General features: G+C 47.9%; 15 protein-coding genes. 12 read left to right on the top strand and 3 right to left on the bottom strand.

Going from position 1 to position 17,545, the window contains the following annotated elements; genetic code table 11:
• Positions 1–44 precede the first annotated feature (44 nt).
• Both mnmG and rsmG read left to right on the top strand, forming a co-directional pair.
• Positions 45–1,916, top strand: coding sequence for a tRNA uridine-5-carboxymethylaminomethyl(34) synthesis enzyme MnmG (mnmG, locus tag ACY2VT_RS11420; RefSeq protein ID WP_461874753.1), 1,872 nt, complete (start codon positions 45–47; stop codon positions 1,914–1,916).
• Positions 1,917–2,050: 134 nt separating this feature from the next.
• Positions 2,051–2,776, top strand: coding sequence for a 16S rRNA (guanine(527)-N(7))-methyltransferase RsmG (gene rsmG, locus ACY2VT_RS11415; protein WP_461879979.1), 726 nt, complete (start codon positions 2,051–2,053; stop codon positions 2,774–2,776).
• Positions 2,777–2,859: 83 nt separating this feature from the next.
• Here the strand turns inward: rsmG and ACY2VT_RS11410 are convergent, their stop codons facing one another.
• Positions 2,860–4,206, bottom strand: a complete 1,347-nt coding sequence (locus ACY2VT_RS11410; protein WP_461879978.1) for an ArnT family glycosyltransferase — start codon at positions 4,204–4,206, stop codon at positions 2,860–2,862.
• 309 nt (positions 4,207–4,515) lie between these two features.
• Here ACY2VT_RS11410 and ACY2VT_RS11405 point away from each other — a divergent pair, with 309 nt between their 5' ends.
• The 5 genes from ACY2VT_RS11405 to ACY2VT_RS11385 all read left to right on the top strand — a co-directional run bounded on the left by ACY2VT_RS11405 (position 4,516) and on the right by ACY2VT_RS11385 (position 10,570).
• Positions 4,516–5,613 carry an ABC transporter ATP-binding protein gene (locus tag ACY2VT_RS11405; protein ID WP_461879977.1) on the top strand — a complete coding sequence of 366 codons (1,098 nt, stop codon included), beginning with the start codon at positions 4,516–4,518 and terminating at the stop codon, positions 5,611–5,613.
• On the top strand, positions 5,610–6,473 hold the full coding sequence (locus ACY2VT_RS11400; protein WP_349142004.1) for an ABC transporter permease subunit: 864 nt from the start codon (positions 5,610–5,612) through the stop codon (positions 6,471–6,473). The genes ACY2VT_RS11405 and ACY2VT_RS11400 overlap by 4 nt, the downstream gene beginning before the upstream one ends.
• 12 nt (positions 6,474–6,485) lie before the next feature.
• Positions 6,486–8,003, top strand: a complete 1,518-nt coding sequence (locus ACY2VT_RS11395) for a Gldg family protein (RefSeq protein ID WP_461879976.1) — start codon at positions 6,486–6,488, stop codon at positions 8,001–8,003.
• Entirely contained in the window at positions 8,003–9,589 is a 1,587-nt protein-coding gene (locus ACY2VT_RS11390; protein WP_461879975.1) for a DUF4340 domain-containing protein, read from the top strand. The genes ACY2VT_RS11395 and ACY2VT_RS11390 overlap by 1 nt, the downstream gene beginning before the upstream one ends.
• A 192-nt stretch (positions 9,590–9,781) precedes the next feature.
• On the top strand, positions 9,782–10,570 hold the full coding sequence (locus ACY2VT_RS11385) for a hypothetical protein (protein ID WP_461879974.1): 789 nt from the start codon (positions 9,782–9,784) through the stop codon (positions 10,568–10,570).
• A 135-nt stretch (positions 10,571–10,705) separates the two neighbouring features.
• On the opposite strand, the gene ACY2VT_RS11380 is transcribed toward ACY2VT_RS11385, so the two are convergent.
• Together ACY2VT_RS11380 and ACY2VT_RS11375 are read right to left on the bottom strand one after the other, a co-directional pair.
• Positions 10,706–11,668 carry an alpha/beta fold hydrolase gene (locus ACY2VT_RS11380; RefSeq protein ID WP_461879973.1) on the bottom strand — a complete coding sequence of 321 codons (963 nt, stop codon included), beginning with the start codon at positions 11,666–11,668 and terminating at the stop codon, positions 10,706–10,708.
• A gap of 1,353 nt (positions 11,669–13,021) precedes the next feature.
• Positions 13,022–13,402, bottom strand: a complete 381-nt coding sequence (locus tag ACY2VT_RS11375; RefSeq protein ID WP_461879972.1) for a DUF6483 family protein — start codon at positions 13,400–13,402, stop codon at positions 13,022–13,024.
• Between the two features lie 461 nt (positions 13,403–13,863).
• Between ACY2VT_RS11375 and ACY2VT_RS11370 the strand changes: the two genes are divergently transcribed.
• The 5 genes from ACY2VT_RS11370 to serS all read left to right on the top strand — a co-directional run.
• Positions 13,864–14,634 carry a ParA family protein gene (locus ACY2VT_RS11370; RefSeq protein ID WP_461874763.1) on the top strand — a complete coding sequence of 257 codons (771 nt, stop codon included), beginning with the start codon at positions 13,864–13,866 and terminating at the stop codon, positions 14,632–14,634.
• Complete coding sequence (locus tag ACY2VT_RS11365) at positions 14,634–15,566, top strand: ParB/RepB/Spo0J family partition protein (protein WP_022461755.1); 933 nt, start codon at positions 14,634–14,636, stop codon at positions 15,564–15,566. The genes ACY2VT_RS11370 and ACY2VT_RS11365 overlap by 1 nt, the downstream gene beginning before the upstream one ends.
• Positions 15,567–15,577: 11 nt before the next feature.
• Positions 15,578–16,093 (top strand): DUF4446 family protein, encoded by a 516-nt coding sequence (locus ACY2VT_RS11360; RefSeq protein WP_461879971.1) that lies wholly within the window; start codon positions 15,578–15,580, stop codon positions 16,091–16,093.
• A gap of 89 nt (positions 16,094–16,182) precedes the next feature.
• Positions 16,183–16,425, top strand: coding sequence for a hypothetical protein (locus ACY2VT_RS11355; RefSeq protein WP_461879970.1), 243 nt, complete (start codon positions 16,183–16,185; stop codon positions 16,423–16,425).
• Positions 16,419–17,545 (top strand): serine--tRNA ligase (serS, locus tag ACY2VT_RS11350; RefSeq protein WP_461879969.1); only part of this gene is annotated, 1,127 nt, incomplete at its 3' end. The genes ACY2VT_RS11355 and serS, both read left to right, overlap by 7 nt.

Below are 17,545 nucleotides of genomic sequence, written 5' to 3'. Positions count from 1 at the left end.
TCACGAAACAGTTCGTAGAGTTTAGATAGAAAAGGACAGGAAAAATGGCAGTTTTAGAAGAAACAATTGATATTGCCGTCATCGGTGCGGGCCATGCGGGATGCGAGGCAGCACTTGCGGCAGCGCGGATGGGGCTGGAAACGGTTGTATTTACGGTAAGTGTCGACAGCATCGCGATGATGCCGTGCAACCCGAACATCGGAGGAACCTCGAAGGGACACCTCGTAAAAGAGATCGATGCGCTCGGCGGCGAGATGGGTAAAAATATTGATAAGACGTTTATTCAGTCGAAAATGCTGAATCAATCAAAGGGACCGGCGGTGCATTCACTGCGTGCGCAGGCAGACAAGCGGGCGTACAGCCAGTCGATGCGCGAGGTTCTTGAAAATACCGATCATCTGACGATCCGCCAGATGGAGATTGCGGAGCTGATCGTGGAAGACGGCGTTCTGACGGGCGTAAAAGCCGTTTCCGGTGCAATTTACCACTGCAAGGCTGCAGTGCTCTGTACCGGTGTTTACCTGAATGCGCGGTGCATTTACGGTGATGTGAGCACGTATACGGGACCGAACGGTCTGCAGGCGGCAACGCATCTGACGGATTCCCTGAAAGCAAACGGTGTGGAGATGGTGCGCTTTAAGACCGGAACACCGGCGCGTATCGACAAGCGGAGCATCGACTTCTCCAAGATGGAAGAGCAGTTCGGCGATGAGCGGGTTGTGCCGTTCTCTTTCTCGACCGATCCGGAGAGTGTACAGATCGATCAGGAATCCTGCTGGCTGACGTATACGAACGAGGAGACGCACAAAATCATCCGCGAAAATCTCAGCCGGTCGCCGCTCTATTCCGGCATGATCGAGGGAACTGGTCCGCGGTACTGTCCTTCGATTGAGGATAAAGTTGTAAAATTTGCCGATAAAAACCGCCACCAGGTGTTCCTGGAGCCAGAGGGAAGATATACAAACGAGATGTACGTCGGCGGCATGTCGAGTTCGCTGCCGGAGGATGTACAGATTGCGATGTATCACACCGTGCCGGGTCTGGAGCATGCAAAAATTGTGCGGAATGCGTATGCGATCGAGTACGACTGCATCAACCCGAGACAGCTTCTGCCGTCCCTGGAGTTCAAGGCGATCAAAAATCTGTTTTCCGGCGGCCAGTTTAACGGCAGTTCAGGATACGAGGAGGCTGCGGCACAGGGCCTGATCGCGGGCATCAATGCGGCGCTTTGCGTGCAGGGAAAAGAAGAGCTGGTGCTCGACCGTTCCGAGTCGTACATCGGTGTTCTGATCGATGACCTCGTAACGAAAGAGAACCATGAGCCTTACCGTATGATGACGAGCCGCGCGGAATACCGTCTGCTGCTCCGTCAGGACAACGCGGACCTGCGTCTGCGCAAATACGGCTACCGCGTGGGACTGATCAGCGAGGAGCAGTATGAGGCACTGAAAGTAAAAGAACAGCAGATTCAGGAAGAGATTGAGCGCGTGGAGAATACGTATGTGGGAACGAGCTCGAACATCAATGAGCTTCTGGAAGAGTATGGATCGACGCTGCTTTCCGGCGGAAGTTCGCTCGCAGAGCTGATCCGTCGGCCGGAGCTGAATTATAAGATGCTGGCGGAAGTAGATCCGAAAAGACCCAAACTGCCGGAGGATGTGCAGGAGCAGGTCAACATCAACATCAAGTACGACGGTTACATCAAGCGCCAGATGAAGCAGGTGGAGCAGTTTAAAAAGATGGAAGAGAAGAAAATTCCGGAAGACATCAATTACGACGAGATCCAGAGCCTGCGCATCGAGGCGAAACAGAAGCTGAACCTGTACCGCCCGATCAACATCGGCCAGGCATCCCGTATTTCGGGCGTTTCCCCGGCAGATATTTCGGTTCTGCTGGTGTATCTGGGACATAAATAAAGGACAGATATGCATGCCGGAATTACGTTCTTATGCAGCGAAGCAGCAAGTGTTTTCACGCTGCGTGAATCGTAACAAAAAGTGCAGCGGGCACTTGGAAGAATAGAGAAGAACGGAGAACAACGGAGAACAACATGAAAGAATACAATCTTGAAGGATTTGAGCGCGGCCTTTTTGAGCTTGGAATCACACTTTCCGAGGAGCAGAAAACACAGTTTCTGCAGTATTACGAGCTGCTGGTGGAGTGGAATTCGTTTATGAATCTGACGGCGATTACGGAGTTTGATCAGGTTATCACGAAACATTTCCTCGACAGCCTGTCGCTGGTGAAGGTCTGTGATGTGGCACAGGCGGGACGCATTCTCGATGTGGGAACGGGAGCCGGTTTTCCGGGAATCCCACTGAAAATCGCGTTTCCGGATGTGGAAGTTGTATTGCTGGACTCACTGAATAAGAGGGTGAAATTCCTGAATGAGGTGATCGGACAGCTTGGTCTTTCGAAGATCACGGCTATTCACGGAAGAGCCGAGGATTTCGCACGCCAGAAGGATTACCGGGAGCAGTTTGATCTCGTGGTATCGCGCGCAGTAGCAAATTTAAGCTCTCTTTCGGAATATTGTCTGCCGTATGTGAAGGTCGGAGGACGGTTTGTCTCGTATAAATCGGGCAAATTGAATGAGGAGCTTACTGCGGCCCAAAAAGCGATTCATGTGCTTGGCGGCGAGGCAAAAGAGCCGGTTTATTTCCAGCTTACGGGAACGGAGGACGAGAGATCGTTTGTCTGCATCAAGAAGGGGAAGGCAACGCCGAAAAAGTACCCGAGAAAAGCGGGAACACCGGCGAAGGAGCCGATTCAGTAAAAAAATCAAAGAAAATAAAAGAAGCGCTGCAAAGAACAGAAGAAAAAAGTTCTTTGCAGCGCTTTTTGACGTTCTGAAAACGTTTAGGATGCCATACAACAGCCCGGAATCAGAAATCCGACGTAGCTGATGAGAAACAGTACGAGCCAGATGGTTCCCGGCAGGAGTGTCAGATGGCAGGAGGCGCGTTTCCACTCACCGGGAAGCTTTGCAGTGAGTGAAGAATAGCCGTCATCGATCCAGAACATCAGCGGGACGAGTGCCGGCATCAGGTAGCGGCCCTGCGACTGGTAATCGCTGAAATACGTGTTGTACATGTCCATGAACAGCGTGATCAGGCAGGCGAGAAACAGCATCACAAAGAGGAGAAGCTGCGGCTTTTCACGGAGCCAGTGCGGGACCAGACTAAGGAACAGGAACAGCAGAAATCCGAACGCCATCAGGGCACCGTACAGCAGGTAGAGAACCATCGGAAGATGGACGGTCATGTAGGAGAACGAACCGATGAAACTGCTGACGGTTGAGAACAGCCAGTTGGAGGTACGGCCTTCGGGGGTCTGTAAATACGTCTGTTTGAAGCTCCAGCCTTTGGATGCCGGTGTCTGCCGGTTTTCCGGTTTGTATTCGTCGGCTGCGTACAGCGATGCGGATTCATTCGAGGTGCGCATGCCGAGCAGGTCACCGTCGTGGATGACGGCATTGCGGATAAAGAACCAGCCGCCGATCAGGAAGGCAATGGCAAAAACAGTCAGTGCTTTGATGAAAATCTTCTTTGCCGGTTTCCTGAAATGTATCATCAGCGCGAAGAACAGCAGAATACTGACGAGCAGGTACGCGTAGGCGTTGTAGTACGACAGCGCGCAGAGTCCGCAGCCTGCTCCAAGGCCGATGCAGTCTTTCTTGCAGAATGCGCTTTTCATGCCGCGGATCCAGAAGTAGATGATCAGCGCGACCGTGAAAACGGCGAACGAATCGTTGTTCACATAGCAGGAGAGGAACACAAACTGCGGCAGGAAGCCGACGAAAATGCCGCCAAGCAGTGCCGATTCGCGCCGTTCAAAGAGCTCTTCGCCGATCAGAAAAACAACGATCAGTGTGCCGGTGCCGGAAAGAACGCTGGTGAGGCGGGCGGCAGTTAAAAGAGCCGCTGCACTTTTCGTAAACAGCGATGTAATGGCCATAAACACGGAGCTGATGATCGCAGTCAGATACGGATACAGCGCGTAGGAAAAGCCCCACAGCGGATGGCGCACCGCTTCCTCCATGCCGTTCGGCAGTGCGTGGTGTGAGACGATGTATTCCGGAATCAGCATCCGCATCGCTTCATCGGGAGCGTGTTCGGTTTTCAGGAAAATGGAAGTGCCGAAGCAGATGCAGAAAAAGCCGAAAATCAGCATATACTTGGCCCAGTAGTAGTCTTTTTTATTCATAAAGTCTCCTAAAATCTCCAGTCCCGGACAGGAAAAGTCCGGCGTAATGTTTCGCGGCGGAGTAAAAATAGAAAAGCGTCCGTCAGCGGATACGTTATAGTATACATGATTCTTATCGTAAAAGAAATTGATTTTTCGTCAAAAACAGAAGAAACGATCATTTGGCTTCACCGTTTTTTCACAAATTTTCCAGCAAATTATCACATTTTCAGAATAAGATAAAGTGTCTTTAGAAAATGAGAGCATCTCCGGCTCTTTTGCCAGAAAGGCCAGGCCGGAACTGCTTTAAGAAACAAGGAGGAAGGAACATTGATAGAGGTTAAAAACCTGGTGAAACGCTATGGCGACCACGTAGCTGTCAACAACCTGAGTTTTACCGTAGAAGAAGGCCAGATCTATGGTTTCCTTGGCCCGAACGGCGCCGGAAAATCAACGACCATGAACATCATCACCGGCTATCTGGCATCTACGGAAGGTGAAGTACTGATCAACGGGCACAACATCCTGGAGGAGCCGGAGGAGGCAAAAAAATGCATCGGCTATCTGCCGGAGCTGCCGCCGGTCTACACGGATATGACCGTTCTGGAATATCTGAAATTTGTGGCAGAATTAAAGAAAATTCCAAAGGATCAGAGAAAGAAACAGATTCTTGAGGTCATGAATCTGGTGAAGATCACCGATATGCAGAACCGTCTGATCAAGAACCTGTCGAAAGGATACCGACAGAGGGTCGGACTGGCACAGGCAGTGCTCGGTTATCCGCCGATCATCATCCTCGATGAGCCGACGGTAGGCCTGGATCCGAAGCAGATCATTGAGATCCGCGATCTGATCAAATCACTGGGTAAAAAACATACCGTTATCTTAAGTTCCCATATCCTTTCAGAGGTCAGCGCCGTCTGCGATTACGTCATGATTATCGCAAAGGGACAGCTCGTTGCGAGCGATACCCCGGAAAACTTAAGTAAGCTGATGCTTGGATCAAACACGGTTACATGTACTGTTCACGGAACGAGAAAGCAGCTGGTTCCGGCGCTTAATGCGCTCGATGCAAAAGAGATCCAGTATGAAAATACACCGAATGAGGAGCAGATTAAGGTAAAAATTACCACGGAAAAGGACAAGGATATCCGCGAGGAACTGTTTTACGCACTGGCAAAGGCCAACTGCCCGATCCTCGAGATGACATCCTCCTCCATGTCACTGGAAGATGTCTTCCTTGAACTGACCGATGATTCCGGAAAAGCCGCGAGAAAGCTGAAAAAAGCAGAGAAAGAGCAGCAGAAACGGGAAGAGCGCGAGGCGGAGACAGCGGAAAACGCTGCCGGAGAGGTGCCTGAAAAGGAAAATACAGACACAGCAGAAACAGCTGCTGAAACAAAACAGGAGGAGGGAGACGCACAATGACGGCGATTTATAAAAAAGAGTTAAAAAGCTATCTGACGAGTATGGTCGGATATCTGTTTATGGCGTTTACTCTGGCGCTGTTCGGCCTGTATTTTACGGCCATCAACCTGCAGCAGGGTTACCCGGAGATCGGATACGCGCTGCAGAATTCCGCATTTATTCTGCTGATCGCAGTACCGGTTCTGACGATGCGGGTCCTGTCGGAGGAGCAGAAAAATAAGACGGATCAGTTACTTTTAACCGCACCGGTGAAGATTTCCGATATTATCCTTGGAAAATATCTGGCGCTTCTTACGATCTACGTGATTCCGGTGCTGATTATGTGCCTGTATCCGCTGCTTCTTGGAACCCACGGAACGGTTTCCTACGCTGTATCCTACACCTCGATCCTTGGCTATTTCCTGCTGGGAGCAGCCTATATTTCGGTCGGTGTGTTCGTTTCTTCCATCACGGAGAGTCAGGTCATTGCAGCCGTTGTGGGCTTTGTGATTCTGTTCCTGTGCTACGTGGAGAGCGGTATTGCAAATTTCTTCCCGGAGGGAGCCGGAAGCTCCTTCTTTGCGTTCTTTATCATCATCGCGCTGGTATGCCTCTGGATCGGCAGTATGATTAAAAACCCGATCATTACCGGTGTGATTGCCGTGATCGGCGAGGGTGCGCTGACGGCAGTTTATTTCACGAAATCCACCCTTCTCGAGGGAAAAATCCAGGATCTGCTCGGCGTATTCAATATGGCAGGCCATATGGATAATTTTGTGAACGGTATTCTGGACATCGGCGGTGTTGTTTACTACCTGTCCGTCATTGCAATCTGCACTTTCCTTGCAATGCAGTCCCTGCAGAAGAAACGCTGGAATTAGGAGGTGGAGACGATGAGCAGCGAAAAGAAAGAAAAGAAACAGCATAAAGTGAATTTCAACATCAAGGAAAAGCTGAAAAAGACGTTCTCCAAAGAACATCTGAAGGAAGTGTTTACCGGCGAGGAGCAGAAGAAACACCTGAAACAGGGCTCCTATTCTTCGATTATGACGGTGATCGTTCTGGCCGTGATTGTGGTTATTAACCTGATTGTGGCGCAGATTCCGACAAGCAAAACACAGATTGACCTGAGTACCCAGAAAATGTACTCCATTACGGATGATACAAAAACCGCATTAAAGGATCTGGATCAGGACGTTACCCTGTACTATATCGTACAGAAGGGCAGTGAAAACGATACGATTCAGAAACTGCTTCAGCACTACGAGGATCTGTCCGATCACATTAAAGTAGAGCAGAAAGACCCGGATCTGTATCCGAAATTTACGAGCCAGTATACGGATCAGACGGTAGCCGCAAACAGCGTCATTGTCGTGTGCGGCGATAAGAGCAAGGTGGTAAACAACAGTGATATGTGGGAGACTTCCACGAACTATCAGACGTACCAGACACAGACGACAGGCTTTGACGGCGAGGGTCAGATTACCAGCGCCATCACCTACGTAACGAGTGACAATAACCCGAAAGTTTACTGGATCACCGGCCACAATGAGCCTTCTGAGAGTGATCTTTCTTCCAACTTCAGCGATGCCATCAGCAAAAACAACGTGGAAATCAGCGAGCTGTCCCTGATGACAGACGATATCCCGGAGGATGCCAAGGAGCTTGTGATTATGTCCCCGACCGTTGACTATTCAGAGGATGAGGCAAATAAAGTCATCAGCTATCTGGAAAACGGCGGAAAACTGCTGATATTTACGAGCTATACCGGAACGGATATGCCAAATCTGGATTCCATTCTGGAGAATTATGGCGTGAAACGCTCCAGCGGAATTGTTGTGGAGACCGATTCCCAGCATTATTATCCGCAGATGCCGTATTACCTGCTGCCGAATATCGGAAGTGATGACATTACCACCGAGGTAAAGAGCAACTACATTCTGATGCCGGTTGCACAGGCGATTCAGCCGATGGATTCTTACCGTGATACCATTACGATCAAGAGCCTGCTGACGACAACTGAGGACGCTTACATTGAGAACGACCCGGAGAACAGTACCTGGTCGAAGAGTGCGGACAGCGAGACGGGAGCATTTGACCTTGGCGTTTCCATCACGGAGACCGTGGACGATAAAGAGACCCAGATCATTTATTTCTCCAGCGCATCCATGCTGAGCAGCCAGATTGACCAGGCAATCAGCGGTGCGAACTCGAAGCTGGCAGCGACTGCACTGACATCCATGTGTGATGTGGAGCAGACCGTTGTTATTCCAAGCAAGAGCACAAGCTACACAAACCTGGTATTTACACAGGGAGCAGTTAACACCTGGTCTATTATTACCATTGCGGGAATTCCGCTGGTACTTGTTGTGATTGGAGTGATGATCTGGATGAAGAGGAGAAAACAGTGATGAAGAAAAAAGGAAAGATGGCGGCCTGCCTGATCCTTTTGGTACTGCTTCTTGCCGTACTGGCGGTGATGACGAAGAAAAACAGCACCGCTGATACGGACAGCAGCAGTTCGGATTCCAGTGCAGACAGCGAAAAGGTAGTTGATATTTCAAAGGATGATGTGACGGCGCTTTCGTTTCAGATTAATGGGGAGACGGCGTCCTTTACGAAAACCACGGGGGATGACGATACGGATACCTGGACGTACGACCAGGAGGACGGATTTCCGCTGGATGAAAGCAAGGTAACGAGCGTTTTAAGCTCTATCAGCAGCATGGCCGCAGAAAGAGTCATTGAAGGCGATGAAATCGATTCTATGGCCGATTTTGGGCTCGAGACGCCGTCCGAGGAGGTTACCGTGACCGCAGGCGGCGAGACAACGACGATTCATGTCGGCGATAAGAACGGATCGAGCAAATATTATGTTTATCTGAATGACGATACGAGCAGGGTTTACATGGTGAGTACACCGCTTGGAACGATGTTTCCATCCGATATCATGGAGTGGGCGACCAGTGAGTCGATGCCGTCCGTGACTGCGGATCATATTACGAAAATCCAGGTGGAGGGCGAGAACGGCTATACGCTGACGAAAGAAGTAAGCGCCGCTGACTCGGCACTCCAGACGGATGAATGGCAGGTTGTGGATGCGGATGGAGCAGCACATGGCGGTGATGCGGATTCGATCAGCACCATGACGAGTGCGGTGGCGTCTCTCAGTTTTGGAGATCTCGTTACGTACAACGCATCGGATCTTGCCGCGTACGGACTGGATCAGCCGAAGACGACGATCCGCGTACATTACACGGAGGAGCAGGAAGTTGAGGCTGACGATACAACAACGGCAGATACTTCTTCAGACTCCACGACAGATTCAGCTTCGAGTGACAGTACGTCATCGAGCTCTTCTTCCGAAACGACAACCGTTACCGTGGAGAAAGACCTGGTGCTGTATGTCGGCAATGCAAATGAGGACGGCGGTTCCTATTACGTGATGCTGGACGGCTCAAACGAAGTACATCTGATGACGGCTTCCAACATTGATGCGTTCACGGAAAAGACGGTTTCTGATTTCTGGAATATGTATGTCGGCATGGAAAATGTGGCAGATCTGACGAGTCTTGACATTACGTACAACGGAGAGACGAAGACGTACGTACGCCACGTAGAAGAAGTAAAGAGCGACGATGACGACTCCACGACACAGGAGATCAGCTACACCTGTGGCGATGAAACGATTGATAAATCGACCTTTACGACCTTCTATTCATCCTTGATCGGCCTGAAGGCGCAGACAAAGGATACAGGCCTTGCACAGGCGCAGGATGCCGAGTTTACAGCAGTATTCCATATGACGGACGGGGACCTTACGTTTGCTTACAGCCCGTATGATTCGAGCTTCTATTACACCGTAGATGACGATGGAATTCCGTCGCTGGTGAATAAAAATAACGTGAAGACGATGCTGGAAAATTACGAGACACTGCTTGCGGCAAAGACGGAGGATGACAGTTCTTCTGACAGCGCTTCGGATTCGGCGGAATAAGGATTCGGTGAAAGCTGATTAAAATTGAAAACGGAGGATTTACTGAGAGAAAAACAGTAAATCCTCCGTTTTTTGTATGCGTGAATATAGACAAAAAAGAGCCGGAAAATCTGTGAAAAAACATAGATTGTATTGCAAAAATGGAAAGAAGTATAATGGGGATATAAAAAGATTATGGACGGGGGTGAGCAGATGAAAATCGTTTGTTTTGCATTATTGTGTATTCTTTTGAGCGGCTGTGGGAATGCGAAAACGGCAGCAGAAGAGCCAAAAATGCGGTTTGAAAATCTGGATCCGGCAAAGGTGAATATGCAGTACGGAGGGCAGAAGGAGTGGGATCGGTTTTATAACAGTTTTTATGAGCAGAAAGAGGGAAGCGACCTCATTGTTCTGGGAACGGTGGAAGATTATACGTGTTTTGCAGGGGGAATCGAGATTGCAACCGATATTTCGCTGCGGGTGGATGAGGTCCTGAAAGGGGATCTGGAACCGGGAGAGAATATTACTGTTCGAAAGCTGGGCGGAGCGGTTACGGTGGAAGAGTACCTGCGGTCCATGGAAGATGCGGGCATTATGTACTGGAATGCGGAGGAGTTAAAGGCAAAGTATCCGGAGGAGGAACGCCGGGAGAACTATATCCAGATCAGCTTCTGCGACCTTGATCCGGTGATCGGGCAGAAATCGTTGTATTTTCTGGGGAAAGCTGCGGAAGGAGACGTTTATTACCGGCTTTGCGACGGGTTTGGACAGTATGTAGAGACTTCATCGGGAGAATACGTAAACGCGTATGAGATTGCCAGTGAGAAAAGAGATGCGGATGAGCCGATGATGCTTGCATTGGGAGAAACGGTGGAATTTGCCCCGGATGCAGCGCCGGAGGAGAGAATCAATATTTATACGCTGGAAGAGATAAAAGAAGGAATGGAAACGTATACAGCGCCGCCGACGGATTATCCGGGAGCAGAGGAAGAGCCGGAGTGAAGAGAATGCGTTAAAAACTGGCTGTAAGCCGGGTTAAAAACGAAAAAACGGAGGATTTACTGACGTTAAAAAATCAGTAAATCCTCCATTTTTTTGCCTGTTTTTTTGAATTGCAGTCGGGAGCAGAAGGGGGGGTTACTGCACCGGTGCGAAAAAGATCTGGATCTGCTCTAAGAGGGCCTGAGGGGCCTCCATCTGCGGCATGTGTTTGGTCTTTGGCAGGATCTGGGTTTCGATGGAGGTGTTGAGTGCCGTGTACAGCGCAAAGGTTTCTGCGATGCCAGGCTCTTCTTCGCCGCCGACCAGGAAGATGCTGTTGTCGATGTGTTTTAAGGCGTGGCCGATGTTGAGGTTCACGTAATTGCCCGCCAGGCTTGCGAAAAGGTACTTTCCGGCGCTGTTCTGGAGGTGTGCGGACTCGTAGAAAGCGTCTACGTCCTCCGGGGAGCGGTGGAATGGATTGTGGTAATAGCTCTCAGTGAATAAAAGCTCGATGTTGGAGCGGCCGGTGAGCGTATGGTACAGCAGCGTTCCGATGAGCGGGAGCTCGATCATGCGTTTCAGGAAGCGGCTGCGTTTATCCGGGATTTTATTGAGCTTCGCGAGATCGGTCGGGTTGATCATCATGATTCTGCCGAAGCAATCCGGGGCCGTATTGCAGGCGGTTACGACGAAAGAGCCGGATAAACCGGATGCAATCACGTCTGTTGGACATCCAATGACCTGTTTGATGAAGGTGACGATGAGCTGTACGTATAAAAAGTTCGTGTACGTGATCGCCGGCTTGTCGGAACGGCCGCAGCCGAGGAGATCGAGCGTGTAAACGGTGTGATCTTTCGCGAGAGCGTCCTCAATATACTGCCATTCGCGGCCGCTGGAGGCGCAATTCAGGTCGTGGAGCAGGAGCATCGGGGTTCCGGTGCCTTTTTTTGTGTAAAAAATATCGCCGAACTGCCAGGAAAAGGTCTCTTTTTCGGCCGATGCGAGCAGGTTTTTCCGTACGGCGGCGGTATCAAGCGTCTTATTCAGAAAGTAAATCGCTGCGCCGGACATCGTGGTGAGGACACTTAATGTGACCAGTTTTTTGCTGTGTTTCATATGATAAAACTCCTTTCAGGGGTCTCCCGGAGGGGAGGAATCGGTTCGAAACGTTGTGTTGAGCTTATTATAAGCGAAAAAAGGGAAAGATACAATGCAAAAATTAAAGGAAAAAGGAGAAAAAGAGACGAAAATAAGGCGCAATTCGGCGAAAAGTGTAGACAATTCCGGACGTGCTACGTTATGTCAACTAATTGTGAAAGGTATATTTAAACGGTTTACATAACTGCAAAAACAGAGAAAAAAATCATGCAATAATACACATAAAAGCATGAAAACGGCACTACGGGATAAAATCCTTCCAGATTGGCAAAAATCCATGAAAAAGTGGCCTTGAAACGCGTTTAGTAAATGTTTTGGAAAATCCGGAAAAACGAATGTAAAAGTTCAATTTATACGAAAATATAAAAATGTAATTAAATAATTTAATAAAAGAGCGAAAACAAAGATAGAAAAACACGTGAAACATGCGAAAATACAGGAAAAATGTAAAAAATACGGAAAAATCCAAAATGGGATAGAGAATACGATTGTTTTAAAAATTGGAGAGACTAAAAACGAGAGTGACTTTCGGGAAGAGAAAAAGCAAATCGCTTCTCACTGACCGCTGAAGACCGGAAATCGTGAAAAACGATGTTTCACGTGAAACATTTTGAGGGGTGTGAAACGTGAAAAAACGAGCCTGGAAGAGTGACATAAGTAGAAACGAAAAAATGGAGGAAAAACTGAAAAATGGCGAAAAGAGGGCAAGAAACAGCGGAATAGACAAAAAATAGAAAAAAAGATAAAAATGAGCTGAGAAAAGGAAAAAAACGGCTGAAAAGAGGCAAATGCAGTAAGGGATGGACGAAAAAGCAAAAAAAAACAGGCGAGAGAAGCAGCGAAAGGGGAGAAGGAGCTGAAGAATGGCAGTAAGAGGTGAAAAAAGCAGAAAAAAAGAATAAAAAGCGTTGAGAATTGGGAAAAACGTAAAATTGCACGCAAAAAAAGAGAGAAAGGTAAGCCAGGAAGATGGAGAGGGAGTGAAGCATGTCTAAGAGAGAAAAAAACGTTAAAACTATAAAAAAGCAGAAAATATGCTGCCTGGTCTGAAAAATGGGAAAAATCAATAAAAAATGGTATGAAAAGAGCAGAAAATGAAAAAACAGGATGTTTCACGGATTATCTCTCTTACTAATGGAAGATGGTAGATAGAAAAACGATAAATTTGAAAAGAAAATGAAAAAATGTAACGGGAAATAGAATAGAAAGCAATAAAAGAGTACTTTTTATGCAAAAAAGAGGCGTTTAAGGGCTTTTAGAATGTCCCAAACACCACTTTTTGCAATGAACAATCAGAATAGCAGCATTTCCTTAAAAAAGAGCGCTCATACCATCCAGATGATACCTTTCCAGTACATCTTTCACCCCGGAAACGACTTCGTCCCGGCTGTAATCATGATCTTCCAGAAATTCGTTATCCATCTGATTTAAATGTGAATAGAAGAGCAGTGCCACTTTCAATGCCTCCATATCTTTAGGATTCTGTGTAAAATCATACAATTGGTTTTCTGCATCATCAATGAAGCCCAGATCAGCCAGATCCGTCAGCATATATAACATTTTTTCAGCATTTTCTGATTCAAAAACAACCGATACAGGATCATCGTCCTTAAGCTCAAGGTTAAAAACCAGCTTCAAAACCGTTCGAACCATTTCTTTAATCAAACGCAGCAGATAATCATCCTCAAACATGGCGAAAACCTCCTTACTTCTATTTTATATGAATTTACCAGAAAAGCAGCAGCTTCTTGGATAGACATATTGTACCATGGAAAAAACAGTTCGGGAAGCGTTAAGATGTCGAGAAAATCAAAATGTTTCACGTGAAACATCACCAAAAATCTCCAATTTTCACGTGTTTCACGCCACCCAATCATGCAAAAATGCAGAAAATGTTTCACGTGAAACATTTCCAGTAGTAAAATCCGGCGTAGTATGATAAAATATCTTTGTCCCAATTTGGGGCAATTTTGAGATGGAATCTGAAGAAATTCTCAGATAGACTGGCATAGAAAAGAAGATTTTTCCTATCTATATGCCAAAACACCTGCCGCATGAATTATTTTTTTGAAAGAAGTGCCGGCAGGTCATTCCCTGTAAAAGGGAAAAACTGCAAATGGAAAACAAAAAGATGAAAGGAGGCAATACATATTTTGGGAAGAACAATTGCAATTGCCAACCAGAAAGGCGGCGTAGGTAAATCCACCACCGCAATTAACCTTTCTTCCTGCCTGGGAGAAATGGGACAAAAAGTTCTGACCATTGATATGGACCCGCAGGGAAATACCACCAGCGGAATGGGAGTAGAGAAAAATGAAGTGGAAAATACCATCTATGAGCTGCTTCTTGGAGAGTCAAAACTGGAGGATTGTATCATCCCTCTGAAATTTGACAATCTTTCCCTCATCCCTTCCAATGTCAATCTGGCCGGAGCGGAGATCGAGCTGATTGGGGTGGAAGACAAAGAATTCATCCTGAAAAACGCAATTGATCAGGTCCGCGATCAGTACGACTTCATTATTATTGACTGTCCGCCATCCTTAAATATGCTGACAATCAACGCGATGACCACCGCAGACACCGTTCTGGTGCCGATTCAGTGTGAATATTACGCACTGGAGGGCTTATCCCAGCTTATGCACACGATTGAGCTGGTGCAGGAGCGTCTGAATCCGGAACTGGAGATGGAAGGCGTTGTCTTTACCATGTACGATGCGAGAACGAATCTTTCGCTGCAGGTAGTAGAAAACGTAAAAGACAGCCTGGATCAGAATATCTACAAAACCATTATTCCGAGAAATGTCCGCCTTGCGGAGGCACCGAGCTACGGTATGCCGATCAACTATTACGACAAGCGGTCCACCGGTGCAGAGAGCTACCGTCTCCTGGCAGACGAAGTGATTCACAGGGGGGATGAAGAGTAATGGCAGCGAGAAGAGGAGGCTTAGGCAAGGGCCTGGATTCCCTGATTTCACCGGGACATTCGGCCAAAGCAGAAGCAAAAGAGAAACCGGCAAAACCGGAGGTCAAAGTAGTCGAAAAGGTTGTTGAAAAAGTTGTCGAAAAACCAGTCGAGATGAAACTGAAGATCTCCGAAATTGAACCGAACCGCGAACAGCCGCGAAAATCCTTTGACGAGGACGGCCTGATCGAACTTTCGGAATCCATCAAACAGTTCGGAGTTCTGCAGCCGATTCTGGTGCAGAAAAAAGATGATTATTATGAGATCATCGCAGGAGAACGGAGATGGAGGGCTGCAAAGCTTGCCGGAATCAAAGAAGTACCGGTCATCATCAAAGATTTTACCGAGCAGGAAGTTGTCGAGATTTCCCTGATTGAAAATATCCAGAGAGAATCCCTGAATCCAATTGAGGAGGCACACGCATACAAACGCCTGATGGAAGAGTTCCATCTCCGCCAGGATGAAATCGCAGAGCGCGTTTCCAAGAGCAGAACGGCGGTTACAAACTCGATGCGTCTCCTGAAACTGGACGACAGGGTACAGCAGATGGTTGTCGATGAAATGCTGACAACCGGTCATGTGCGTACGTTGCTGGCGCTGGAGAATAAAGAGCTCCAGTACAATACGGCAATGAAAATCTTCGATGAAAAGCTCAGTGTCCGTGAGACTGAGCGCCTGGTCAAAGAGATCCTGAATCCGAAGGTGAAGAAAGAAAAGAAAGTCAATCTGGAAGAGGAAGCCATCTACGAAGGTCTGGAAGAGAAAATTAAGAGCATCATTGGTACGAAGGTTTCCATTCACCGCGGGGCAAAACACAAAGGAAAGATCGAGATCGAGTATTATTCCCAGGAAGAGCTCGAGAGAATCATGGATCTGTTTGAATCAATACAGTAAGAGGTAGAATAATGAGCGATTTATTTAATAAGGTAGGAATTGACCTTGGCGTTGTTGTACTTCTTCTGATTGTACTGATTATCGTGATGATGATTATGACGGTCAGCATGTCGCTGCGTCTGAGCAGACTGAACCAGAAGTACAGAAGCTTTATGAAGGGAAAAGACGCCCAGTCACTCGAAAAGCTGTTTCATCAGCGGTTCAAGGAAATTGACAAACTGAACAAGCAGAATGAGCTGACGAAAAAGAATCTTGCGGATCTGAAAAAGATCCAGGGCATGACGCTGAACAAATACGGAATCGTAAAATATGATGCGTTTGACGATGTGGGCGGAAAGATGAGTTTTGCGCTGGCAATGCTCGACAAAGAAAACACAGGTTTTATCCTGAATGCAATCCACAGCCGTGACAACTGCTTTTTATATCTGAAAGAGATCGTAAAAGGCGAGTCCTATATCATGCTGAGCGCCGAGGAAATCGACGCGCTGCGCCAGGCAATTACGATGAATTCGATCGATCTGATGTAGGGCAAAAGTTCACTCGTGCATTCGTGGAGGCAGATTTCATGCTTGCATGAAAATCTGTCTCTATGAATGCACGAAGGGAGCGCCAGGGTATGAGCAAAAAGAGCTGCGAAGCAGCGGAGAGCGCTGAAAGCGCGGTTTTGCGAATGGCGCGGGTGAACTGTAAACAGCATGAAAGAACGCTTGAAAAAATGCATATACTGTTATATGATGGTACTGGAACGCGCCAAACCCGCATAAATGCTGGAAAAACGGCAGCGGTTCCGGGCTGGAAAGAACAAAAAGAATCCCGCCAAAATGAGGGGATAAGATCTACTAGGAGGAAATTATGTTAGACATTAAGTTTTTAAGAGAAAACCCGGAAGTTGTAAAACAGAATATCCGAAATAAATTCCAGGATCAGAAACTGGAGCTGGTTGATAAAGTCATCGAGCTGGACAAAGAAAACCGTGACATCAAACAGGAAGTAGAAGCACTTCGTGCAAAAAGAAACAAAATCTCCAAACAGATCGGCGCACTGATGGGCCAGGGCAAGAGAGAAGAGGCTGAGGAAGTAAAGAAACAGGTAGCTGTTGACGGTTCCCGCATCGAGGCTCTTTCTGCAAGAGAAAAAGAAGTAGAAGAAGAAATCAAAAAGATCATGATGGTGATCCCGAACATCATCGATCCTTCCGTACCGATCGGAAAAGATGACAGCGAGAACGTAGAAGCAGAGCGCTTCGGCGAGCCGGTTGTACCGGATTTTGAAATCCCGTATCACACCGACATTATGGAGTCCTTCGACGGAATCGATCTGGACGCAGCAAGAGAAGTTGCCGGAAACGGATTCTATTATCTGATGGGCGACATCGCACGCCTCCACTCTGCCATCCTTTCTTATGCAAGAGACTTCATGATCGACCGCGGATTTACCTACTGTGTACCGCCGTTCATGATCCACGGCAACGTTGTAAACGGTGTTATGAGCTTCGCTGAGATGGAGTCCATGATGTACAAAATCGAGGGCGAGGATCTGTACCTGATCGGAACCAGCGAGCACTCCATGATCGGTAAATTCATCGACAGCATCATCCCGGAGGAGAAACTGCCTCTGACCCTGACCAGCTACTCTCCGTGCTTCCGTAAAGAAAAAGGAGCACACGGCATCGAGGAGCGTGGTGTTTATCGTATCCATCAGTTCGAGAAACAGGAGATGGTTGTTGTCTGCAAACCGGAAGACAGCATGATGTGGTATGACAAACTGTGGAAGAACACCGTAGACCTGTTCCGTTCCATGGATATCCCGGTTCGTACTCTGGAGTGCTGCTCCGGTGACCTGGCTGACCTGAAAGTAAAATCGGTCGATGTTGAGGCATGGTCTCCGCGTCAGAAGAAATACTTCGAGGTAGGAAGCTGCTCCAACCTTGGTGATGCACAGGCAAGACGTCTGAAAATCCGTGTCAACGGCGAGGACGG

Origin of the sequence: Fusicatenibacter sp., from assembly GCF_050872605.1 — a bacterium.
Taxonomy (GTDB): domain Bacteria; phylum Bacillota; class Clostridia; order Lachnospirales; family Lachnospiraceae; genus Fusicatenibacter.
Note: the sequence above shows the minus strand (reverse complement) of the source record. Positions and strands in the feature narration are given on the sequence as shown.

What these genes read in the sequence shown, in the direction of transcription:
- ACY2VT_RS11380 (WP_461879973.1), bottom strand. Translation starts at nt 11,668, where the DNA reads ATGAAACACAGCAAAAAACTGGTCACATTAAGTGTCCTCACCACGATG.
- ACY2VT_RS11375 (WP_461879972.1), bottom strand. Translation starts at nt 13,402, where the DNA reads ATGTTTGAGGATGATTATCTGCTGCGTTTGATTAAAGAAATGGTTCGA.
- ACY2VT_RS11400 (WP_349142004.1), top strand. Translation starts at nt 5,610, where the DNA reads ATGACGGCGATTTATAAAAAAGAGTTAAAAAGCTATCTGACGAGTATG.
- ACY2VT_RS11355 (WP_461879970.1), top strand. Translation starts at nt 16,183, where the DNA reads ATGAGCAAAAAGAGCTGCGAAGCAGCGGAGAGCGCTGAAAGCGCGGTT.
- mnmG (WP_461874753.1), top strand. Translation starts at nt 45, where the DNA reads ATGGCAGTTTTAGAAGAAACAATTGATATTGCCGTCATCGGTGCGGGC.
- ACY2VT_RS11385 (WP_461879974.1), top strand. Translation starts at nt 9,782, where the DNA reads ATGAAAATCGTTTGTTTTGCATTATTGTGTATTCTTTTGAGCGGCTGT.
- ACY2VT_RS11360 (WP_461879971.1), top strand. Translation starts at nt 15,578, where the DNA reads ATGAGCGATTTATTTAATAAGGTAGGAATTGACCTTGGCGTTGTTGTA.
- ACY2VT_RS11390 (WP_461879975.1), top strand. Translation starts at nt 8,003, where the DNA reads ATGAAGAAAAAAGGAAAGATGGCGGCCTGCCTGATCCTTTTGGTACTG.
- ACY2VT_RS11365 (WP_022461755.1), top strand. Translation starts at nt 14,634, where the DNA reads ATGGCAGCGAGAAGAGGAGGCTTAGGCAAGGGCCTGGATTCCCTGATT.
- ACY2VT_RS11410 (WP_461879978.1), bottom strand. Translation starts at nt 4,206, where the DNA reads ATGAATAAAAAAGACTACTACTGGGCCAAGTATATGCTGATTTTCGGC.
- rsmG (WP_461879979.1), top strand. Translation starts at nt 2,051, where the DNA reads ATGAAAGAATACAATCTTGAAGGATTTGAGCGCGGCCTTTTTGAGCTT.
- ACY2VT_RS11395 (WP_461879976.1), top strand. Translation starts at nt 6,486, where the DNA reads ATGAGCAGCGAAAAGAAAGAAAAGAAACAGCATAAAGTGAATTTCAAC.